The following is a 21665-nucleotide window of genomic DNA, read 5'->3' as shown; positions in this document are numbered from 1 at the left end:
CGGGTCAACGTGCGCCGCCTGTCGCCTTGGCCGCGACGGCGAGCGACAGCCGCGCCGGCGCGACCCGGGCCGCATGGGACTGGACCGCGTTGCGCCAGCCGACGATGCGCGATGGGCGTGGGGCGCCCCGGTCGAGCTCGCTGAGCGCCGCCTCGACCACATCGGCGATCCCCACGACCTGGCCCACCTTGAAGCGATCCGAGCCTGCCGCGGTGAAGAACTCCGTCTCCGAGGGGCCGGGCGCGACTGCAAGCACACGCAGACGCGTTCCCCGTGTCTCATGCCACAGCGCCTCCGTGAGCGAACGGACGTAGGCCTTGGAGGCCGCGTACAGCGCCATGGTGGGGATCGCCTGGTACGCGGCGGTGCTGGTCACCGTGACCAGCACCCCCGCGCGCGACCCCATGAGGCGCGGCAGCAGCAGGCGGGTGAGCTCCGTGACCGCGACCACGTTCACGGCCAGAAGCTGATGGATGCGGTCGGGATCGGCATCGACGAACGGCCCCTCGATCCCGAGGCCGGCGTTCGCGACGAGCCCGTCGACGTGGAGGTCCTGGGCCACGACCTCGTCGACAAGAGCAGCAGCGGCACCGGGCAGGGAGAGGTCGGCGGCGATCGGCGTCGCGCGCACGTCATGAGCGCTCTCGATCTCGGCGGCAAGGCTCTCGAGCCGATCCAGGCGGCGCGCCACGAGCACCACATCGGAGCCCTCGGCCGCGAACCTGCGCGCGAACTCGGCACCGAAGCCCGAGCTGGCCCCGGTGACCACCACGCATGACGGGGGAGTGCGCATCACCGCTCCTCGCTCGCTCACCTACTTGGACGTTCGTCCAACTGGTGCCGACGGTCCCACCCGGCGTCTGCACGCGCAAGGGCGTGCGGGAAGGTTTTACAGGGCCGTAACGTGGACCTTGGAGGTGGGACTCCCACCTGGGATCGGCGGGGAACCACGTCGCCGGCACTGCGAGCGAAGGAGGAGCCATGGAGGTCTCGAGCAAGGCGAAGGCGGAGTGGTACAGCGGTCTCACGACGGGGCAGGGCAAGGCCCACCTCGAGTCGGGCAACGGGAGCTTCGACGTCAACTGGAAGGCGCGGTCCGAGGGCGAGGCCGGCGTGACGACCCCCGAGGAGCTCCTCGCCGCGGCGCACGCCTCGTGCTACTCGATGGCGTTGTCGTTCGCGCTCGAGCAGAACGGCACGCCGCCGCATTGGGTCAAGGTCGACGCGGAGGTCAAGTTCGAGGCCGGCGTGGGCGTGAAGTCGAGCATGCTCACGGTGCATGCGAAGGTCGACGGGATCGACCAGCTCGAGTTCTCGCGCTTCGCCGAGGACGCCAAGGAGAACTGCCCGGTGTCGAAGGCGCTCGCGGGCGTGGACATCTCTCTCGAGAGCGCCACGCTCGTCGCGTGACCTAGAGCGCTGCGTGCGTGACGCGTCCGCCCATCAGGGTGAGGGCGACCGGGAGCGCACGCAGCGCGGCGGCATCGGCCGTCCCAGGTTCGGCATCGAGCACGGCGAGGTCGGCGGGGTTCCCGGGCGCGACGCGCGAGCGCGTGCTCGCGGCGATCGCCTCGTCCAGCGTGATCGACTGCTCGGGGTGCCAGCCGGGGCGGCCGTCGCGCGTCCGGTGCACGGCCGCCGAGATCGCGATCCACGGGTCGAGCGGCGCGACGGGCGCGTCCGAGCCGAGAGCCAGCGTGGCACCCGCATCGATCAGGGCCCGCAGCGGGAACGCGCGGTGGGTGCGGCCCTCCCAGAGCACGTCCGCCACGTCGCGATCGTCGAGCGCGTGCTCGGGTTGCACGCTCGCGATCACGCCGAGCCCCGCGAACCTGTCCGCGTCCCCGTCCGCGAGCAGCTGCGCGTGCTCGATGCTGCCGCGCGCACCGGACTGCTCGAAGGCGCCGAGCGCGATGTCGTTGGCATGGTCGCCGATCGCATGGATCGCGCATGCGATGCCGGCTCGCGTCGCCGTGCGCATGAGGTCGGCCAGCTCCGCCGGCGGCACGTTCTGGGTCCCGTGCCCACCTCCGGGGTAGGGATCGATGCAGTGGGCGGTGCGGGTGTTGAGAGAGCCGTCCGTGATGATCTTGAGCGGACCGTGGCGCAGGAGGCCTCGCGTGCCCGCGACGGCCGTCCCGCTCGCAGCCCCGGCCTCGACGCGCGCGTCGAGCAGCGGTGCGTAGAACCCGGCATCCACCCGGAGGCCGTCGATCCCTCGCGCGATGCGCGCCCCCCAGGTCTCGAGCGCATCGTCCATCTCGAGGTCGACGATGCCGACCACGCCGCGCGCCCCGGCGGCGCGCACGGCATCGGCCACCTCGGCGTCGGGCAGCGGGAGCGCACCGAGCGCGACCTGCACCGCGAACGCCTCGTCCTCCCGCAGCAGGCCCGGGGCGCATCCGAGCGCACGCGCCGCGGCGGTGTTGACCCACGACGAGTGCAGATCTCCGCTCAGGAGCACGGTGGGCGCCACGCGTGCCCGATCGAGCGCCTCCGCGGTGGGCGTCTCGCCCCACGTCGCCCACCGGAACCCGAAGCCGACCAGCATCCCCGTGGGCTCGGCCTCACGCACCAGCACGGAGACGTGGTCGACGGACGCGGCTGCCGAGACGTCCAACCGCCCACGGGTGCGAGCCCACTGGGAGAAGTGGACGTGCCCGTCCCACAGGCCAGGCACCACCGCGCGCCCTTCGAGCACGATCTCCTCGGCCGCGCGGCGTTCGACGGCGCCCACCCGCGTGATGACGCCGCCGTCGATCGCGATGTCGACCGGCCGGTCGAAGCCGCGTACGCGTGCGTGGCGCAGGATCAGATCGTGCATGAGGGCTCCTCGCTGGGCGTCGCGGGAGGTGCGACGCGCGTCACTGTAGCCCCACGCGTGCGGCATCGTTAGCATCGGCGGTTGTGACCCCGACGCCCACCCGCCCTCATGCCGCCGCCGAGGTTGCCGCCGGCGTCCGCACCGCCGTCCAAGGCCTGCGGGGCTGGGCGCGCGAACCGCGGCTGCTCGCCCTCGGAGCGCTCCCCGGGGTCATCGTCGCGGCCGGGCTCGGGATCGCGCTCGGGGTCCTGGCGCTGAACCTGAGCACGATCGGCTCGGGTCTCGCCGATGCCTTCGGGTTCGAGGACGGCTGGGCGCACGGTCTGGTCGCGGCAACGGCGGCAGCCGCCGTGATGGGGGCCGCAGCGCTCGTCTCCGTGGCGCTCTTCACCGCGCTCACGCTCGCGATCGGTCAGCCCTTCTTCGAGGCGATCTCGCGACGCGTCGACGCGACGCTCGGGTACGAGGGCGAGGAGGTCGAGGAGGCGTGGACCGCCGCGGTGGCGCGCGGCCTCCGAGAGGGCGCGGTCACCGTCGGGATCTCGCTCGGGCTGTCCATCGGGCTCCTCGTGGTGGGTCTGGTGCCGCTCGTGGGCTCGGTCGCGGCGTTCGCGTGCGGCGCGCTCCTGGGTGGGCGGCTGCTCGCGATCGAGCTCACGGCGTATCCGATGGCGCGCCGGGGGATCGTCGCGAGGCGCGACCGGATCGCGGCGCTACGGCCGCATCGTCCCCGGGTGATCGCCTTCGGAACGACGGTCTTCCTGGTGTTCCTGCTGCCCCTGGGCGCGCTGCTGGCCATGCCCACGGCCGTGGTCGGCGCGACCCTCCTGGTCCGGGACTGCAGGGACCGGTAGCGGCTCCGTTCAGGCGGTCGCGAGCCCGCCCTCGGCCTCGAGCGCCAGCCGCACCGCCTCGACCGCGGGATCGAGGCGTGACGTGGCGCGCATCGCCGCGAACACCGTGCGGCGGGGACCGCCGTCGAGCGGGATGACGCGCGCGTCGATGCGGGCGTAGGCGACCATGAGCCCGGGCAGGATCGCGACGGCAAGGCCCTTCTGCACCAGCTGCACATGCGCCTGGAGGTCGGACGAGGCGAAGCGCACGTCGGGCTCGAAGCCTGCCAGGCGACAGGTCTGCTCCGCGAAGTGCCGAGTCGCGGTGCCGGGCGGCTCCATCACCCAGGGCGCGGTCGCGAGCTCGGCCACGCTCGTGGCGCCGGCCCACTCGCCGCCCACGGCCAGCAGCAGCTCGTCCCTCACGAGCGGGCGCCGCACCACCCCGGGGTAGTGCGGCGCGGAATGCTGCGGGTACTCCTCGGCCACGACGAGGTCGTACTCGCGCGCCCACGTGTCGGCGAACGCCTCCTCGGGCTCCGTCTGCGTCACCTTGACCCGGATGTCGGGGTGCGTCTCGCGCAGCCGCAGCAACGCGCCCGTGACCAGCGTCAGCGCCGCGGACTGGAACACCGCGAGCCGCACGGTGCCGGTGACGCCCTCGGTCTCCGCGTGGAGCTCCGCCTCGGCGATCTCCATGGTGTCGAGGAGGTCGTGGGTACGCGCGACCAGACGTTCGCCGGCGGGCGTCAGCACCAGCCGGCGCCCGGCGCGGATGGTGAGGCGCACGCCGGTCTCGCGCTCGAGCGCCGCGACCTGCTGCGAGACGGCGGACGCCGTGTAGCCCAGCGCATCGGCGGCGGCGGCGATGGTGCCGCGCAACGCGAGCTCGCGCAGCGCCACCAGGCGGGTCAGATCAAGCATGCCCAAATGATAAGCAGCGCTTACGTATCTGCGTAAGTTGAGCGCGCTGGTGGTGATGCTTGGCGGAGCCCACAATGATCCGCGAATAAAGGAGCGTCATGACCATGTCCCCGGTCGCGCCTCAGCGCACCCACACGTCCGACGACACCGTCGCCCAGGTCCGCACGTGGCTCGACGCGGCGCGGACCAACCGCATCGACGGTTCCGCGCGGCTGCTCGCGCGCATGCTTCGCGACCCGCAGGGCCTCGCCTTCCTCACCGACTTCGTCGACGGCATCGTCCGCCCCGAGGACACGTCCGTCGCGGCGGCGAGCCTGCGCAGGATGGCCGCACGCGACCACGCGTTCCTTCCGGCGTACCAGCGTGCGGCGCTCGTGCTCGGCGGTGCGGTCTCACGCGTCCTCCCGGGCCTCGTGGTCGCGACCTGCCGCCGTGTGGTGCGGGCGATGGTCGGCCACCTCGTGGTCGATGCGTCCGAGGCCCGGCTGGGCCGCGCGCTCGCACGGCTGCGCGCGCAGGGCAGCCGGCTCAACCTCAACCTGCTCGGCGAGGCGGTGCTGGGTTCCGCCGAGGCCGACCGCAGGCTCGAGCGGACCGTCGCCCTGCTCGAGCGCGACGACGTCGACTACGTCTCTCTCAAGGTGTCCGCCGCCGTCGCGCCGCACTCGCCATGGGCCTTCGAGGAGACCGTCGCATCGGTGGTCGAGCGGCTCGCGCCGCTGTACGAGCTCGCGGCACGCAAGGACGGTGCCTTCGTCAACCTCGACATGGAGGAGTACCGGGACCTCGATGTCACGGTCGCCGTCTTCACGCGACTGCTCGAGCGCCCCGGGCTGGAGCGCCTGAGCGCCGGCATCGTGCTTCAGGCGTACCTGCCGGACTCGCTCACGGCGATGCATCGTCTGCAGGAGTGGGCAGCCGCGCGCGTCGACGCAGGCGGCGCGCCCATCAAGGTGCGGCTGGTCAAGGGCGCCAACCTGTCGATGGAGCGCGTGGACGCCGAGACGCACGGCTGGCCGCTCGCGACGTGGGGCTCGAAGGAGGAGTCCGACGCCCACTACAAGCGCATCCTCGACTTCGCGCTCACCCCCGAGCGGATCGCAAGCGTGCGGCTGGGCGTCGCGGGCCACAACCTCTTCGACATCGCCCACACGCTTCTCACCGCACGCGACCGCGGCGTCGAGGACGGCCTGGACTTCGAGATGCTGCTGGGGATGGGCGAGCACGTGGCGCGGGCGGTCGCCCAGGACACCGGGCCGCTGCGCCTCTACACGCCCGTGGTGCACCCGACCGAGTTCGATGTCGCGCTGGCCTACCTGGTGCGCCGCCTCGAGGAGGTCGCGAGCCCCGCGAACTTCATGTCCGCGCTGTACGACCTCGACGACGCGGAGACCTTCGCGCGCGAGGAGGAGCGCTTCCGTGCCTCGCTCGCGCGGGCCGCCGCACCCGCCGCGGCCTCGTATCGGCAGACGGCCCCTGTCCGCACCGCGGCCACCGGCTTCTCGAACACCCCGGACACGGACCCGTCGCTGCCGGCGAGCCGAGCGTGGGCGGCCGCGGTGCGCACGTCGGCCGCCGTGACCGATGCGGGACAGGCCACGCTCGCGGCCGCACGCGTCCGCGACGAGGCGGCGGTGTCCGCCGAGGTGGGCGCCGCGAAGGCGGGTGCGGAGGGATGGCAGGCGCTCAGCCCCGAGGACCGCGCGGCGCTCCTGCACGCCGCGGGTCGCGCACTCGAGGCGCGTCGCTCCGAGCTCGTCGCGGTGATGATGGCGGAGGCCGGCAAGACCATCGATCAGGCCGATCCCGAGGTGTCGGAGGCCGTCGACTTCGCGCACTACTACGCGGAGCGCTCCCTCGAGCTCCACGGCCTTCGCGGCGCCCGCCCCCGGCCCAGGGACGTCACGGTGGTGACGCCGCCGTGGAACTTCCCCGTCGCGATCCCGGCAGGCTCGACGCTCGCGGCTCTCGCTGCGGCATCGTCCGTGGTGCTCAAGCCCGCGGAGCAGTCGGCGCGCTGCGGTGCGCTGCTCGCGGAGATCCTGTGGGATGCCGGCATCCCGCGCGACGCGCTGCGGCTGATCGACATCGACGAGGCGGGCATCGAGGGCGGTCTGGGCGATGTGCTCCTGCGGGATCCGCGCGTCGACCAGGTGATCCTCACCGGCGCCTACGAGACCGCCGAGCTGTTCCATCGCATCCGACCCGGCGTCCGCCTCTTCGCGGAGACCTCCGGGAAGAACGCGATCGTCGTGACCCCGAGCGCCGACCTCGACCTCGCGGTGCGCGACGTGGTGCAGTCGGCCTTCGGGCACGCGGGCCAGAAGTGCTCCGCCGCCTCCTTGGTGATCCTGGTGGGCTCCGTGGCGACCTCGCGGCGCTTCCTCACGCAGCTCGAGGACGCGGTGCGCTCGCTCAGCGCGGGCCGCGCGGACGACCCACGGACGCAGATGGGTCCGCTCATCTCGCCCGCGTCCGGGAAGCTCGAGCGCGCCCTGACGTCGCTCGAGACGGGGGAGCGGTGGCTGGTCGAGCCACGCGTGCTCGACACCGACGGCAGGTCCTGGTCGCCCGGCGTGCGCATCGGCGTCGCACGCGGGTCCTGGTTCCACACCACCGAGTGCTTCGGGCCGGTGCTGGGCATCATGACCGCCTCCACGCTCGACGAGGCGATCTCCCTCCAGAACGCGGTGGACTACGGGCTCACGGCAGGGCTGCACAGCCTCGAGGAGTCGGAGATCCACCACTGGCTCTCGCGGGTCGAGGCCGGCAACCTCTACGTCAACCGCGGCATCACCGGTGCGATCGTGCAGCGCCAGCCCTTCGGCGGCTGGAAGCGCTCCGTGGTCGGGCCGACGGCCAAGGCGGGCGGGCCCTCCTACCTCGTCGCGCTCACCGGATGGGAGCGTGCGGAGGTGCCGGGCGACGTCCACGCGGACCTGCCCGCCATGCCGGGGGCTCCCGCGTGGGTGCGTGCGGCGGCGGCCGCGGACGCGGAGGCGTGGAGCACGATGCTCGGCGTCGCCCTCGACCGCACCGGGCTGGAGTCCGAGCACAACGCCCTGAGGTATGTCCCGGCGACCACCGAGATCCGGTGGGACGGCGTCGACCAGGAGGCGCTGCTGCGTGTCTGCGCCGCGCGCCATCGGGCGGGCGGCACCGGTGGCATCTCGGCTGACGAGCCCGCGCCGGACGACGTCCGCGCCGCGGTGGCGTCGCTCGGGCTGCGGTGGACCGTCGAGGACGAGCGCACCATGACGCAGCGGCTCGCGGGCGACGGCGCGCGCGTGCGTGCCGTCGGCCACGCGCCGGCGCAGCGGCCCGATCTCGCGGTGTACGACGCGGCGGTGACGTCCGCTCCCGAGCTCGAGCTGCTCCCGTTCGTGCGGGAGCAGGCGGTGTCCGTCACGGCGCACAGGTTCGGGACGCCGTGGCCGGTGGCCGATGCGGTGGTCGCCGGGCTCTCCTGAGCCCGGCGCGGCGCGTCACCGAACCAGGAGATCCGTGATCGCCTTGGCGGTGACGCGCGCCGCACGGTTCGAGGACAGCGTGCTCGCCTGGGGGCCGTAGCCCGCGAGGAACAGGCCCGGCTCCGCGGGGACGCGCCCGTCCTCGACCACGATCCCGCCGTCCTCGCCCACCACGCCCAGCGGCCGCAGGTGAGCGATCTCGGGACGGAAGCCCGTCGCCCAGATCACGGCGTCCACGGGGATGGTCGCGCCCTCCCGGGTCACCACGCCGTCGGCGGTCATCTGCGCGAACATCGGCATGCGCTCCAGGCGCCCCGCCGCCTCCAGGCGCCGCACCAGCGGCGACCGTGGCAGGCCCGTCACGGAGACGATGGACGGCAGGGGCCGTCCGGCGCGCGCGGCGTCGTCCTGGATCGCGACCGCGACGCGACCGCGCTCGGGGGAGAGCTCGATCTCCTCGTCGTGGAAGGTCGGCGGCCTGCGCGTGAACCACAGCACCTCGTCCGCGACGTCCCCGACCTCGTCGAGGAAGGTGAGGGCGGAGGTGCCGCCACCGACCACCGCGACGCGCAGCCCGGCGAGCTCCGCGGCGGAGCTGAAGTCCGCCGTGGTGAGCTGGCGCCCCTGGAAGTGCTCCCGTCCCGGCACGAACGGCACGCGCGGGCTGGTCCACGTCCCGGTCGCCGACACCACGACGCGGGCGTGGACGCGCTCGACGGCGGATCCGGGGGCCGCGCTCACGCTGTAGCCGTCGACGGTGCGCGAGACGTTCGTGACGGTGACCGGACGCAGCACCTCGATGCCGTGACGCTCCTCATAGGTGCCGTAGTAGCTGGGGACCAGGGCGCGCGCAGGCACGTCGCCGGGCGCGGAGGCGAAGGAGAGCCCGGTCTCCGCCATCCCGGGAAGGTCGTGCAGATGATGCGTCCCCCCCAGCGTCAGCGACTCCCAGCGGTGCTGCCAGGCACCGCCCGGGCCCGGGCCCCGGTCGAGCACCAGGACGTCCTCGCCGAGCGCAAGTCCGCGACGGCCCAGGTGGTACGCGACCGCCAGGCCGGCCTGGCCGGCACCGATGATGACGACGTCGGCGGTGCGATCGGAGGGGTCGGGCATGGGCTCCACCCTAGGGTCTGGACGCTCGCGCATCGGACGGCGCGCGGCTCAGGATGATGCGGCGCTGCCGTCGACGGCGCGGAGCCCGAGGTCCGCCCCCAGCCTGTCGATCTCGGCCTTGCACGACGTCGCAGGCGAGGCGTCGAGGATCCGGAGCGCGGCGCGGCCGACGACCTCGGCCTCCTCGCGAGGAAGGAGCTCCACGAGCCCCGACTGCACGTGCGAGGAGAACACGGGAAGCGCCCGCATGAGCGCGACACGGCCCTCGTGGTCGATCTCGATCCAGGTGCCCCGCAGGTCCTCGACGCACGTCACGCGCGTCACGAGCCCGCGGGTCTCCATACGCGCCACGTGATGCGAGATGCGCGACTTCTCCCAGCCGAGCATCTCGCCGAGCGATCCGGCGCGCAGGCGGCCCTCAGGCGCGGCGTCGAGCGCCATGAGGATGTCGAGGTCGGGCACCGAGATGCCCACCGACGCCTGCAGCCGCTGCTCGAGGCCCGCGACCAGACGCCGGCCCATGAGGGTGAGGGCGCGCCACAGCGCGGCGTCTCGCGGCTCGAGCTCAGGGGCGTGCATGCACTCATCGTAGAGGGCGCGGCGGCGCGGCAACCAGGCCCTCGGTCGTGCGTGGCGGCGCGGGCGCGCCTAGGCTGGAGGTGTCCCTCGGTTCCAGGAGGTGCATCGTGAGCGATGAGAAGGTGACGGACACGCGTCACTACAAGTTCGAGCAGATCAAGGCCAAGGAGCTCGCACGCGGCGCGAGCGAGGATGAGGCCACCAGGATCGCGACGGCGATGGTCGACAAGGTGATGGAGCAGGACTCGCCGTCGTGACGTCCCTCTAGACTGGCGCGCGTGGAAGCGATCGAGCACCCTCACTCCGGGCCCATCCATCCTGTGCCTGTGACAGCGGTGTGGACCGTCCCCAACGCGATCAGCGCGGGACGCCTGGTGCTCATCGTCGTGTTCGGCACGTTGCTCGCGACGGAACGGGATGCCTGGGCGATCGTGGCGCTCGGCGCGGCCGGCGTCACCGACTTCCTCGACGGCTTCCTTGCGCGGCGCTGGGGTCAGGTGACCCGCCTGGGCCGCCTGCTCGACCCCGCCGCCGACAGGCTTCTCACGGTCGCCGTGGTCCTCGGGCTCGCCTTCCGCGACATCATCCCGTGGTGGCTGGTCGCGGTCCTTCTCGCGCGCGACCTGATGGTGGGGACGTGGCTGCTCATCGGGCACCATCACCACGTCGAGTCCCCGCAGGTCACCTTCATCGGCAAGACGGCCACGGCGATGCTGTACGTGTTCCTGCCGCTCGCCTACCTCCAGGTGGTGGCCTTCCCCGACACGCCCGCCGTGGGCGTCGTCGCCCTGGTGGGAGCCTCGTTCGCGGCGGTGCTCTACTGGTACGCGGGGATCGGCTACGTCCGGGATCTGCGTGCCAGGACGTCGATCGCGCGACGCGCGTCGCGGCGTTAGGCATGAGGGCGCGACAGGCCTAGGATGAGGGGCGACTGTTCGAGCCGAAGGAGGCGTCATGACGTATGACGAGAGCCCCGCAGAGCGCACGATGTCGCTCGACTCGGCGGCAGCCATCGAGGATGGCGGGCCCGCCGCGCCCAGCCAGCAGGACAACGTCGCCATCGAGGCGCTGGGCCCCGACCACGCGCTGCTGATCGTGCACCACGGTCCCAACCTCGGCGCCCGGTTCCTCCTCGACGTCGACGTCACCACGGTCGGCCGCTCCGTGAGCTCCGACATCTTCCTCGACGACGTCACGGTGAGCCGCGAGCACGCCCAGTTCATCCGCGACGGCCACGACTTCTACGTGCGCGACCACGGCTCGCTCAACGGCACCTACGTCAACCGCGAGAACGTGTCGGAGCGCAAGCTCGAGTCCGGCGACGAGGTCCAGATCGGCAAGTACCGCCTGACGTTCCACCCGGGCTCGCAGGCCTGACGGATGGCACAGGCCGCACGCCGCCCCTCCGCTGTCACCGTCGATCCCGAGCCGCGGGAGGAGCCCGTCGCTCTCAGCGGGCGCTGGCCGCACGCGTTGTCGCATGAGCCGATGCTGCGCGTAAGCGATGTGCTCGGCCTGGTGCAGCCGCAGTTCCCGACCCTCACCACGTCCAAGCTGAGGTTCCTCGACTCGAACGGGCTCGTGTGCCCGGAGCGGACCGCCTCGGGTTACCGCAAGTACTCGCCTGCGGACGTCGAGCGTCTCCGGTTCGTGCTGCGACAGCAGCGGGACCACTACCGCCCCCTGACCGCGATCCGCGAGCAGCTCGACGCGCTCGACACGGGCCGCATGCATGAGCCGGTGACGCTCGCGGAGATCGGCGAGGCGCCCGACGACTACCTCACGGCCGCCCAGGTCGCGGAGCGCGCCGGCGTCGGCGCCGAGCTCCTCGAGGAGCTCGAGTCCGCGGGCATCGTCAGCCCGTCGACGCCCGGCGGCTTCGAGCCCGCGGTGCTGCCTGTCGTGGTGGCGGCCTCCGCGTACGTCCTGGCGGGAGGGGACGTGCGCTCGCTGCGGACGCTCGTGCTCGCGGCGCGGCGCGAGGCCGACCGTGCGGAGGCGCATGCCGCACCGCTGCGGCGACGCGCCGGGGGAGAGGCGGAGGCTGCCGCGCATGAGCTCGGCGAGGCCTCGATCGCCGCGTTCTCCGCCGTGGTGCGCCACCGGGTGGGAGGATAGGGGAGACACGCCGCGACACGACCTCGCGGTCGTTGACCCGGCACCCCCTCAGCCCTAACGTTTGAGTGAAGGTTGAACCTAGGAGGATTGATGACCGACGAGCCCGGCCAGCGGATGCCTCCCCGGTTCGACCAGGGCGTCCTGTTCGACGATGGGCTTCCGCCGCTCGATCAGAACGCCGGCTACCGAGGTCCCACCGCATGCAAGGCCGCGGGCATCACCTACCGCCAGCTGGACTACTGGGCCCGCACCGGGCTGGTCGAGCCCACGGTGCGCTCCGCGACAGGCTCCGGCACGCAGCGCCTCTACGGGTTCCGCGACATCCTCGTCCTGCGGGTGGTCAAGCGCCTGCTCGACTCGGGCGTCTCGCTCCAGCAGATCCGCACCGCGGTGGAGCACCTGCGCGAGCGGGGCGTCGAGGACCTCTCGCACATCACCCTCATGTCGGACGGCGCCTCCGTGTACGAGTGCACCTCCGACGACGAGGTCATCGACCTGGTCCAGGGCGGACAGGGCGTGTTCGGCATCGCGCTGGGCAAGGTCTGGCGCGAGCTCGAGGGCTCGCTCTCGGCACTGCCCGCCGACCGCGCGGACGATGCGGCACGCACGCCGGACGTCGACGAGCTCGCCGAGCGCCGCGCACGCCGCAGCCAGGCCGGCTGAACCGTCGCCCCACGTCGCCCCCGTCCTCATGACGGGGGCGTCGGCATGTCGCGGCACGGTGCCGTCTCACCTGCTGGACGGCGGCTGACTGGCACCGTGAAACCTGGCAGGATGTCTCCAACGACGAAGGGAAGCAGATGTTCGCCAAAGTCCTCGTGGCCAACCGTGCAGAGATCGCCGTCAGGGCGTTCCGCGCTGCAGTAGAGAACGGCGCCGGCACGGTCGCGGTGTTCCCCTACGAGGACCGGATGTCCGAGCACCGCGTCAAGGCCGACGAGTCCTACCAGATCGGCGAGGAGGGCCATCCGGTCAAGGCCTACCTCGACATCGAGGCGATCCTCGACGTCGCGAAGCAGGCCGGCGCCGATGCCGTCTACCCGGGCTACGGCTTCCTGTCGGAGAACGTCGACTTCGCGCGTCGCTGCGCCGAGGAGGGCGTTACGTTCGTGGGCCCTCCGCCGGAGGTGCTTGCGAAGGCCGGTGACAAGGTCGCGGCGCTCAAGGCGGCGCGCGAGGCCGGCGTCCCCGTCCTCGACTCGTCCGAGCCCTCGCGCGACGTCGACTTCCTGGTCGGCGAGGCCGACCGCATCGGGTACCCGGTGTTCGTCAAGGCCGTCGCAGGCGGCGGCGGGCGCGGCATGCGCCGCGTCGAGCGCCGCGAGGACCTGGTGGAGATGCTCTCCGCGGCCATGCGCGAAGCAGAGAACGCATTCGGCGACCCGACCGTCTTCCTCGAGCAGGCGGTGCTCGGGCCTCGCCACATCGAGGTCCAGATCCTCGCCGATGCCCAGGGCAACGTGGTCCACCTGTACGAGCGCGACTGCTCGCTCCAGCGCCGCCACCAGAAGGTCGTCGAGATCGCACCCGCGCCGGCGCTGGACCCCGCGATCCGCGACGCCCTGTGCGCCGATGCCGTCAAGTTCGCGCAGAGCCTCGGCTACGTCAACGCGGGCACCGTGGAGTTCCTCCTCGCGACCGAGGGCGAGCGCGCGGGACAGCACGTCTTCATCGAGATGAACCCCCGCATCCAGGTCGAGCACACGGTGACCGAGGAGGTCACGGGCATCGACCTCGTGAGCTCGCAGCTCCGGATCGCCGCGGGCGAGTCCCTCGAGGACATGGGGATCCGTCAGGAGGACATCCGCGTCAGCGGCTTCGCGATCCAGACGCGTATCACCACGGAGGACCCTGCCAACGGCTTCCTCCCCGACACCGGACGCATCGTCGCCTACCGTTCGCCGGGCGGCGCGGGCATCCGCCTCGACGGCGCGACGGGCATGGCGGGCAACGTCATCACCGGTCACTTCGACTCGATGCTCGTCAAGCTCACGTGCCGAGGGCAGGACTTCGCGACCGCCTCGCGCCGTGCCCTGCGCGCGCTCGCCGAGTTCCGCATCCGCGGCGTCACGTCGAACATCCAGTTCCTGCGCGCGGTGCTGTCGCACCCCGACTTCCAGGCCGGGGGAGTGACCACGGCGTTCATCGAGCGCCACCCCGAGCTGCTCGAGGTGGCGACCACCCCCGACCGCTCGACCAAGCTGCTCGCGTTCCTGGGCCACACCACCGTGAACCACCCCAACGGCGAGCACGCCGAGGTGTTCGTGAGGCCGGCGGACAAGCTGCCCACGATCGACCTGGGCGCGGAGGCGCCGGCCGGCTCGCGCCAGCGGCTGCTCGAGCTGGGCCCCGAGGGCTTCGCACGTGCCCTGCGCGAGCAGAACGCGCTCGCCCTCACCGAGACCACGATGCGCGACGCCCACCAGTCCCTGCTCGCGACGCGCGTTCGCACGTACGACCTGCTCGCGGCCGCCGGGCACACCGCACGCATGACCCCCGAGCTGCTCTCGGTGGAGTGCTGGGGCGGCGCGACCTACGACGTCGCCATGCGCTTCCTGTCGGAGGACCCGTGGCTCCGCCTCGAGGACCTGCGCGCGAAGATGCCCAACATCGCCCTGCAGATGCTGCTGCGCGGCCGCAACACGGTCGGGTACACGCCGTACCCGGACGAGGTCGCCGTGGCCTTCGTCGAGGAGGCCGCCGCCACCGGCATCGACATCTTCCGCATCTTCGACGCCCTCAACGACGTCGAGCAGATGCGTCCAGCGATCGAGGCGGTGCGCGGCACCGGTACCGCGGTCGCGGAGGCGACGCTGTGCTACACGGGCAACATGATCTCGCCGCACGAGACGCTCTACACGCTCGACTACTACCTGCGTCTCGCGGACCAGCTGGTCGAGGCGGGCGCGCACATGCTCGCGATCAAGGACATGGCGGGGCTGCTGCGCCCCGCGGCCGCCTTCATGCTCGTGTCGGCGCTGCGCAAGCGCTTCGACCTGCCTGTCCACCTCCACACGCACGACACCGCGGGCGGCCAGATCGGCACGCTCCTCGCGGCCGCCGAGGCGGGCGTGGACGCCGTCGACGTCGCCAACGCCGCGATGTCGGGCACCACCTCGCAGCCGCCCATGTCCGCCCTCATCGCGGCGCTCGAGCACACCACGCGCGACACGGGCGTCTCGCTCGCGGCTGCGCAGGACCTCGAGCCGTACTGGGAGTCGGTGCGCAAGCTCTACGCGCCGTTCGAGTCGGGCCTCCCGGGCCCCACCGGCCGCGTCTACCACCACGAGATCCCGGGCGGCCAGCTGTCCAACCTGCGACAGCAGGCGATCTCGCTGGGCCTCGCGGACAAGTTCGAGGCGATCGAGGACATGTACGCGGCTGCGAACCGCATCCTTGGCAACCTCGTCAAGGTCACGCCGTCGTCCAAGGTCGTGGGCGACCTCGCCCTGCACCTCGTCGCGAACGACGCGGACCCGGACGACTTCGAGGAGAACCCCGACAAGTACGACCTGCCGGACTCCGTCATCGGCTTCCTCGCGGGTGAGCTCGGCGACCCGCCGGGCGGTTGGCCGGAGCCCTTCCGCACCAAGGCCCTCCAGGGACGCGACGTGGAGCGCAAGGTCGCCGAGCTGACCGATGAGGACCGCGAGCTGCTCGCGCAGGAGGGGGAGCCCCGCCGTCGGCGCCTCAACCACCTGCTGTTCCCCGGGCCGGCGAAGGACTTCGACCAGGCGATCGACCAGTACGGCGACATCTCGGTGATCGACACGTTCCACTACCTGTACGGCCTCTCGGTCGGCTCGGGTGAGGAGGCCGTGATCGAGCTGCACCGCGGTGTCAAGATCATCGCGGCGATCGAGGCGGTCGGCGAGCCCGACTCGCACGGTGAGCGGACGGTGATCTTCAACTTCAACGGTTCGATCCGCCCGCTCCAGGTGCGCGATCTCTCCGCGAAGGTCGACGTGGTCCAGCGCGAGAAGGCGGACCCGGCTCGCCCGGGTCACATCGCGTCCCCGTTCACGGGCCTCGTCACCGCGAGGGTCGCGGAGGGCGACCATGTGGAGGCCGGTCAGACCGTCGCTGTGATCGAGGCGATGAAGATGGAGTCCTCGATCACGTCGTCCGTCTCCGGCACCGTCGCGCGCGTGGCCATCCCCTCGTCGCAGTCCCTCGAGGGCGGCGACCTGGTGCTCGTGGTCGAATAGTCGGAGGGTCGGGGACCATCGTCCCGTCGGCTCGGCCAAGGGTCACGGGACGATGGTGCCGCAAACCCCGGAGGAGGTCACCATGAAGGTGCTGGTAGCAGTCGGTTCCAAGTACGGTGCGACGCGCGAGGTCGCGAAGCGGATCGCGGAGGAGATCGAGAGCCACGGCTTCGAGGTCGACTTCGAGAACGCGAGCGACGTCCAGGGCATCCACTACTACGAGGCGGTCGTCCTCGGATCCGCGGTCTACGGGGGCCTGTGGCGCCGCGACGCGTCGTACCTGGTCAAGGAGCACCTCGACGAGCTCCGCGCCAAGGACGTGTGGCTGTTCTCGGTGGGCATGGAGACCGTGGTCGAGCCCGGACAGCCGCTCGACGAGGCCGACGGCTTCGCCAAGGAGATCGGTGCGCACGACCACGCACGCTTCCCGGGCGCGCTCGACTGGGACAAGCTCAACGTGGGCGAGAAGGCCCTGATCAAGGTCCTGAACCCGCCCAAGGGCGACTTTCGCGACTTCACCGCGGTCCGCGACTGGGCCGCCGGAGTCGCCACGCAGCTGGAGGGCATCGCGGCCGGCTGAGCGCCGCGCGCACGTGAGGAGGCCGGGCTCGGGGTCGAGCCCGGCCTCTCGCGTATCCGGGGACATGCGCGTCGCCTCAATCTCTGTTGAGATGTATTTGACGCCGTCGATCGAGCACGCCAGGATGACGCCGTGACCCGCACCGCGCAGCCCTCCTTGTCCCGCCGCCTGCTCGCCGAGTCCGTGGGGACGGCCGCGCTCGTCGCGATCGTCGTGGGCTCCGGGATCGCCGCCCAGCAGCTGTCGCCCGGGGACGTGGGCCTCCAGCTGCTCGAGAACGCCCTCGCGACCGCGTTCGGGCTCACGGTGCTCATCCTCGTGTTCGGCCCGGTCTCGGGGGCGCACTTCAACCCGGTCGTGTCCCTTGTCGACTGGTGGGTGGGCCGGAAGCGGGGGAGGGGGCTGCCCCTCGCCGAGGTGGGCGGGTACGCCGCTGCGCAGTGCGCCGGAGGCATCCTCGGCGCGCTGCTCGCGAACCTCATGTTCGAGGTGCCCACCGCCGTCTCGACCACCGAGCGCGCCTCGGGCGCGCATCTCATCGCCGAGGTCGTGGCGACCGCGGGCCTCGTGACGGTGATCCTCGCGCTCGCACGGACCGGCCGCGGGGTGCTCGCCGCACCCGCGGTGGGCGCCTACATCGGAGCGGCCTACTGGTTCACCAGCTCGACGTCATTCGCCAACCCGGCGGTGACGCTCGGGCGCGTCTTCTCCGACACGTTCGCCGGCATCGCGCCCGGTTCCGTCGCGCCGTTCGTCGCGGCGCAGGTGGTGGGCGGGGCGCTGGGCGCCGGGCTCTCGCTCGCGCTCTACCCGGACGCCGGCGAGGCTGCCGACGACGTCGTCGTGCCTGGTCTGAAGGGTGACGACGAGAACGTCTGAGACACGCCTCACACGCGCTTGGGCGCCCGATCCCGGGGCCATATGCTGGTGTCAGGTCCCCACCTGGCAGCGAGGCCGGTGCGATCCACCGACCCTCGCAGAACGACTCAACGGAGAGTTCATGTTCACCGTCACCCTGGCGTCCGCATCCACCCTCAGCGCCTCCGCAGGCTCCTTCGAGCCCGGCTTCTACCTGATGATCGCCCTGGTCCTCGCGGGGATCACCGGTACCGTCACGGTGGCGATCCAGAACCACCACCGCAAGCACCGCTGAGGCGCATCACCCGTCGCAGTCGTCGAAGGCGGCGCGGGTCACGTCGACGTGCAGCCGTGCGTGGCCCGCGTACTCGACGGCGGTGTCAAGATCATCGGTCGCGAGCGTGAGGGACGCCCATCCGACCGTGCGCTGGGGATGCGACGGGAGCGAAGGGAACGTGTTGCCCTCCGGCTCCCACGCGTCGATCGCGGCCAACGCCTCGTCCCATCGCGCCTCGGGCTGCTCCCACGAGCCGCCGAGGACGTCGCGTTCGACGCACGCGTTCGCGGCGGGCTCGGCGACGATGCCGGGTGAGCCGTCGAGCCCTGGAAGGAGCCCTTGCCCGGTCTCGCCCTCGATCAGGCCGTCGCGGTCGGCGTCGCCGTACAACGGGCCGGCGGGGCCGACGACCAGGTTGCGCGCCTCCTCGGCCGCCTGGTGGGCGTCGCCGACCGACGTGGCGGAGGACCAGGCCTCGACGGCGGCGTCGAGGGCGTCGAGACGCGCCGCCACCTCAGGCGTGAGCGCCGACTCGGAGCTGCCTGCGCAGCCCGCCAGCACGAGGGCGAGCGTGGCGAGGGGGACGATGCGCCGCATCGTGCCAGCGTAGCGAAGGCTCACGCGGCGGCGCGGAGGTGGTCCTCGACGGCGGCCAGCGCGCGGGTGAGCGCGGCTACCGCCGGGGCGGCCGCGTCATCGTGCGGGCTCCGCCAGCGAGCGGCGACCTCGATCTGGAGGCCGGCGAGGTCGAGGTGCCGCTGGGCGAGGCTCGTGACCGTGTAGTGCGGGCTCGCGTCGAAGGGGGAGTCGACCGCCACCGCGAACGGGGCGAGCTCGGCGCGGAGGATCTCGACCGCCGCCTCCTCGAGCGCGCCGGGCCGCGGGCCGGTGCCCAGGCAGAAGTCGGGGCCGTGGTGGTCGCCCATGCCGTGGATGTCGATGAGCATGCGCGCGGGATCGCCGAGGTCGCGCAGGTGACGGCTGAACTCGTCGTCGCGCTCGTCCCACGTCTCCCACTCGGCTCGCGCACCGGCGGAGACCACGGTCGAGACCTGGGAGACCTCGCCGGCGAGCAGCGTCAGGGAGGCGGTGTGGAGGTCCGCCTGCTTCATGGCGCCCGCGCGGTAGTGGCGCGTCCCGTGCGGCGCGGTGAGCACCACATGGCTGCCACGGTCGATGTGGAGCGCCGAGTCCGCGCGGGGCGCCTGCGACCGCGCCGACTTGAACTGCGCATCGTGCTCGCGCCATCGCGAGGCGAGGTCGACCGCCGCTGCGGGCGTTCCTTCCGGGACCGCCAGGGCCTCATCGAGCACGGTCATCGCCTCATCCTCCAGCCTTCTCAGGGTGGTGCGCACGCTGGCGCCGGTGGCACCAGGATACCGCCATACGCGGCGTACCAGGCATAACGCCCTGATCGTGGCGTGGCGGCCACGGGGGAGAGGCCGCCGAGGGGCAGCCCCTGCGATATGACATCCCTGGTAGATATCCCACTGCGACAGTCCGCGGAGCGAGCCCCGAAGCGGCCCCAGCGTGCGTGCGACGCGGGTGCGGCGAGCGCGATCCGAGACGGCCCGGCCATGCGGCGAGACGCCTGGCCGGGACGCGCGCGAGCGCCATGTCGCGGCCGCGGGACGCACCTCGAGGACGGTGCGGGCCCGAACGACGATGCGGCCGTCCGGCAACCGTGCACCTGCAAGCAGCGAGGCGCGTTGGCGCGTTGGCGCCGGCACCTTGTCGGGGAGGGCCGCTTCCGGGGCCGCACGCGTTCAGGATGACATAATGCACATTATCGGCGTTACCGAAGGGGCCCCAAGATCGAACCTCAGGCCCGCCAGTACCCGACGAGCTTCATCCCCGGTACGGGATACGACGACAGCCGTGCCGTGCTGAAGTAGCTGCGCGTGCGGTTGTTCTGATCGTAGAGCCGGCCGTTGTACCAGATGCCCACGTGACCGGGCTGACCGGCCTTCGTCGACCTGAACACGACGATGTCGCCCTGCTTGAGCGATCGGGTGCTGGACGTCGCCTTCCATGTGAGGCCATGCCGACGGAGCTCGCCGGCGCCGTCGCCGCCGCCCGGCACGTAGTCTCCGAGGCTCGACACGTTGACGCCGTACACGGCGTCCAGGTAGTTCTCGGTGAGCGCCCGGCAGATCCCGCGATCCTGGCCCGTCGGCGTGGCGATCGAGCGCCCGTACGTCTTGCTGTAGAACGACGAGACGGCCTTCGAGTAGGTGCTCGCCGTGCCGGCGGCGTCGAGCTTGAACAGCTGCCCGGCCTTCCCGCAACGTTCGACCGTGAGACGTGCGGTTCCCGAGCCCTGCACGGTGAGGCACAGCTTGCTGGTCGAGCGCGGCCGGATGGTGACGTAGCCCGGCTTGCTGCTCTTGCGCACCAGCCAGCGCTGGCTCTGGTACGAGCTCCACGTCTTGGTGACCACGCCGGCTCCGGCGGCAGACGTCCGAGCCTTGCCGCGCACCGTAAGCACCTGTCCCGCGCGGGTCGCGCTGACGATCCTGTAGGTGCCGAACTCGTCCCGGATGAACCTGAACTGCTGGGTCGCGCGGGACGTCGCCCTCTGCGTGCGGACCGAGGTGCCGTCGGTGGCGGTCGTCTTGTAGATCGCGACCTTCGCGCCGGTGCGCCGGGACGTGATGCGTTGCCAGGACGTCGTGGTCACGTTGACGTTCGAGGTGAGGACGGGGCACGTCTTGGTGATCGCGCCGTTGCTGCCGGTGTCCAGGTGGACGTCCGCCACGAAGTAGCCGTCGGACAGCCGGTACCACAGCCCGCTGAAGCCGCCCGAGATGTTGGCGCTCCCCCGCCCGAACGTCGGCGTCCCCCAGACCGCGCACTCGAGCGTGACGGTGCTGCCGGCACGGTACGAGCCCTTCTGCGTCGCCCAGGTGCGAGGAAGCGTCATGCGCGGCGCGGACTCCATGACCACCGCGGTCCGCTTGCTCGCGGTGCCCGTGGGCTGGTGCGGCTTGCCGCCCAGCTCGTACGCGGCGCTGCTCGGGGGTGCCAGCGCCACCGTCAGGAGCGTCGCGAGCACTGCGGCGAGCGCGATGGACAGGGTGCGCGTGAGCATGGGCGCGACCCCTGCGGGCTGGGGGGCATAAGGCGTCGGCATGCCGGTGACATTAGGCGCAGCAACGGCGTTCGCATATCGCCGTCATATCGTCGCCAGTGGCAGCCCCAGAGGCATTCTAACGCGCCTCATACCTGGGATGTTAGGAGTTTATGCAGGCATTTTCATAAGAATTTCGATCGCTCGGTATGGTGCTTGTCACAATCGCTCAGAATTCGCGCCATATTGCCTTCCCGCTCAGTTCCGGGTGCGACGTGGATGATCTCTCAACCCCTCAATTTCGGCACTGAGTGGCCACCCATCGCGACCGGCGGTCCGATTCGGGTCCCCACGGGCGACGATCAGGGAGTTCGTGCCGGCGTCTCGGCGCGACGGCGGAACAACCGTGCAATAACGTTCGTTCTGTGCATGTGCGGGTGACCCCCACCTGCCGGAAGGAGAACGCCATGGCAGACCGCGCGCTTCGAGGCATGAGGCTGGGAACCCAGTCCATGGAGTCGATCCACCACGCCGAGCTCGCCGAGCGCGTCGAGGTGCACTACGACTGCCCCAACGGGCACGTGCTTGCGATGCCCTTCTCCGTCGAGGCCGACGTGCCGCTCTCCTGGGAGTGCCACTGCGGCGCGCTCGCGCTCCTGCGCGACGGCGACCGGCCCGAGCAGAAGGACATCAAGCCGCAGCGCACCCACTGGGACATGCTGCTCGAGCGGCGCACCATCCCGGAGCTCGAGGAGCTGCTCGAGGAGCGTCTCGAGGCGCTCCGCGCAAGCCGTCGCTGACCAGACGTCGT

The 21665-nt window shown here is 71.8% G+C and carries 21 protein-coding genes; 13 read left to right on the top strand and 8 right to left on the bottom strand.

Going from position 1 to position 21665, the window contains the following annotated elements; translation table 11 throughout:
• Positions 1 to 4: 4 nt before the first annotated feature.
• Positions 5 to 793, bottom strand: a complete 789-nt coding sequence (locus AOM00_RS07630; RefSeq protein ID WP_062517221.1) for an SDR family NAD(P)-dependent oxidoreductase — start codon at positions 791 to 793, stop codon at positions 5 to 7.
• Between the two features lie 188 nt (positions 794 to 981).
• On the opposite strand from AOM00_RS07630, the gene AOM00_RS07625 reads away from it, so the two are divergent.
• Entirely contained in the window at positions 982 to 1410 is a 429-nt protein-coding gene (locus AOM00_RS07625; protein ID WP_062517220.1) for an OsmC family peroxiredoxin, read from the top strand.
• A 1-nt stretch (position 1411) separates the two neighbouring features.
• Here the strand turns inward: AOM00_RS07625 and AOM00_RS07620 are convergent, their stop codons facing one another.
• Positions 1412 to 2824, bottom strand: a complete 1413-nt coding sequence (locus tag AOM00_RS07620) for an amidohydrolase (RefSeq protein WP_062517219.1) — start codon at positions 2822 to 2824, stop codon at positions 1412 to 1414.
• A gap of 83 nt (positions 2825 to 2907) precedes the next feature.
• Between AOM00_RS07620 and AOM00_RS07615 the strand changes: the two genes are divergently transcribed.
• On the top strand, positions 2908 to 3678 hold the full coding sequence (locus AOM00_RS07615) for an EI24 domain-containing protein (RefSeq protein ID WP_062517218.1): 771 nt from the start codon (positions 2908 to 2910) through the stop codon (positions 3676 to 3678).
• Between the two features lie 9 nt (positions 3679 to 3687).
• Here AOM00_RS07615 and AOM00_RS07610 read toward each other — a convergent pair whose 3' ends face one another.
• Positions 3688 to 4581 (bottom strand): LysR family transcriptional regulator, encoded by an 894-nt coding sequence (locus AOM00_RS07610; protein ID WP_062517217.1) that lies wholly within the window; start codon positions 4579 to 4581, stop codon positions 3688 to 3690.
• A 98-nt stretch (positions 4582 to 4679) separates the two neighbouring features.
• On the opposite strand from AOM00_RS07610, the gene AOM00_RS07605 reads away from it, so the two are divergent.
• Positions 4680 to 8051 (top strand): bifunctional proline dehydrogenase/L-glutamate gamma-semialdehyde dehydrogenase, encoded by a 3372-nt coding sequence (locus AOM00_RS07605; protein WP_228373439.1) that lies wholly within the window; start codon positions 4680 to 4682, stop codon positions 8049 to 8051.
• Positions 8052 to 8066: 15 nt separating this feature from the next.
• Here AOM00_RS07605 and AOM00_RS07600 read toward each other — a convergent pair whose 3' ends face one another.
• Positions 8067 to 9164 (bottom strand): FAD-dependent oxidoreductase, encoded by a 1098-nt coding sequence (locus AOM00_RS07600; protein ID WP_062517216.1) that lies wholly within the window; start codon positions 9162 to 9164, stop codon positions 8067 to 8069.
• 48 nt (positions 9165 to 9212) lie between these two features.
• On the bottom strand, positions 9213 to 9743 hold the full coding sequence (locus AOM00_RS07595) for a MarR family winged helix-turn-helix transcriptional regulator (protein WP_062517215.1): 531 nt from the start codon (positions 9741 to 9743) through the stop codon (positions 9213 to 9215).
• 107 nt (positions 9744 to 9850) lie between these two features.
• Here AOM00_RS07595 and AOM00_RS15420 point away from each other — a divergent pair, with 107 nt between their 5' ends.
• The 9 genes from AOM00_RS15420 to AOM00_RS15415 all read left to right on the top strand — a co-directional run bounded on the left by AOM00_RS15420 (position 9851) and on the right by AOM00_RS15415 (position 17802).
• Positions 9851 to 10000, top strand: coding sequence for a hypothetical protein (locus AOM00_RS15420; RefSeq protein WP_156159086.1), 150 nt, complete (start codon positions 9851 to 9853; stop codon positions 9998 to 10000).
• Positions 10001 to 10069: 69 nt separating this feature from the next.
• Positions 10070 to 10639 carry a CDP-alcohol phosphatidyltransferase family protein gene (locus AOM00_RS07590; protein ID WP_062517214.1) on the top strand — a complete coding sequence of 190 codons (570 nt, stop codon included), beginning with the start codon at positions 10070 to 10072 and terminating at the stop codon, positions 10637 to 10639.
• Positions 10640 to 10697: 58 nt separating this feature from the next.
• A complete protein-coding gene (locus AOM00_RS07585) occupies positions 10698 to 11120 on the top strand; it encodes an FHA domain-containing protein (protein ID WP_062517213.1) in 423 nt (140 codons plus the stop codon).
• Positions 11121 to 11123: 3 nt separating this feature from the next.
• Positions 11124 to 11861 carry a transcriptional regulator FtsR gene (ftsR, locus tag AOM00_RS07580; RefSeq protein WP_082096758.1) on the top strand — a complete coding sequence of 246 codons (738 nt, stop codon included), beginning with the start codon at positions 11124 to 11126 and terminating at the stop codon, positions 11859 to 11861.
• 90 nt (positions 11862 to 11951) lie between these two features.
• Positions 11952 to 12524: a MerR family transcriptional regulator gene (locus tag AOM00_RS07575; protein WP_062517211.1), complete on the top strand. Its 573-nt coding sequence runs from the start codon at positions 11952 to 11954 to the stop codon at positions 12522 to 12524.
• Positions 12525 to 12661: 137 nt separating this feature from the next.
• Positions 12662 to 16069 (top strand): pyruvate carboxylase, encoded by a 3408-nt coding sequence (locus tag AOM00_RS07570; protein WP_062517210.1) that lies wholly within the window; start codon positions 12662 to 12664, stop codon positions 16067 to 16069.
• A gap of 82 nt (positions 16070 to 16151) precedes the next feature.
• Complete coding sequence (locus AOM00_RS07565) at positions 16152 to 16649, top strand: flavodoxin domain-containing protein (RefSeq protein WP_062517209.1); 498 nt, start codon at positions 16152 to 16154, stop codon at positions 16647 to 16649.
• A gap of 132 nt (positions 16650 to 16781) precedes the next feature.
• A complete protein-coding gene (locus tag AOM00_RS07560; RefSeq protein WP_062517208.1) occupies positions 16782 to 17528 on the top strand; it encodes an MIP/aquaporin family protein in 747 nt (248 codons plus the stop codon).
• 121 nt (positions 17529 to 17649) lie between these two features.
• Positions 17650 to 17802 carry a hypothetical protein gene (locus tag AOM00_RS15415; protein WP_156159085.1) on the top strand — a complete coding sequence of 51 codons (153 nt, stop codon included), beginning with the start codon at positions 17650 to 17652 and terminating at the stop codon, positions 17800 to 17802.
• Between the two features lie 6 nt (positions 17803 to 17808).
• Here the strand turns inward: AOM00_RS15415 and AOM00_RS07555 are convergent, their stop codons facing one another.
• The 3 genes from AOM00_RS07555 to AOM00_RS07545 all read right to left on the bottom strand — a co-directional run bounded on the left by AOM00_RS07555 (position 17809) and on the right by AOM00_RS07545 (position 20917).
• Positions 17809 to 18381, bottom strand: a complete 573-nt coding sequence (locus tag AOM00_RS07555; RefSeq protein ID WP_156159084.1) for a hypothetical protein — start codon at positions 18379 to 18381, stop codon at positions 17809 to 17811.
• A gap of 20 nt (positions 18382 to 18401) precedes the next feature.
• On the bottom strand, positions 18402 to 19103 hold the full coding sequence (locus AOM00_RS07550; RefSeq protein WP_062517206.1) for an N-formylglutamate amidohydrolase: 702 nt from the start codon (positions 19101 to 19103) through the stop codon (positions 18402 to 18404).
• 503 nt (positions 19104 to 19606) lie between these two features.
• Complete coding sequence (locus AOM00_RS07545; protein WP_082096754.1) at positions 19607 to 20917, bottom strand: RICIN domain-containing protein; 1311 nt, start codon at positions 20915 to 20917, stop codon at positions 19607 to 19609.
• 404 nt (positions 20918 to 21321) lie between these two features.
• Between AOM00_RS07545 and AOM00_RS07540 the strand changes: the two genes are divergently transcribed.
• Positions 21322 to 21654: an RNA polymerase-binding protein RbpA gene (locus tag AOM00_RS07540; RefSeq protein WP_062517204.1), complete on the top strand. Its 333-nt coding sequence runs from the start codon at positions 21322 to 21324 to the stop codon at positions 21652 to 21654.
• Positions 21655 to 21665 lie beyond the last annotated feature (11 nt).

Origin of the sequence: Demequina gelatinilytica, assembly GCF_000971115.1 — a bacterium.
Classification (GTDB): Bacteria; Actinomycetota; Actinomycetes; order Actinomycetales; family Demequinaceae; genus Demequina; species Demequina gelatinilytica.
This window is presented reverse-complemented; position numbering and strand designations above follow the sequence as displayed.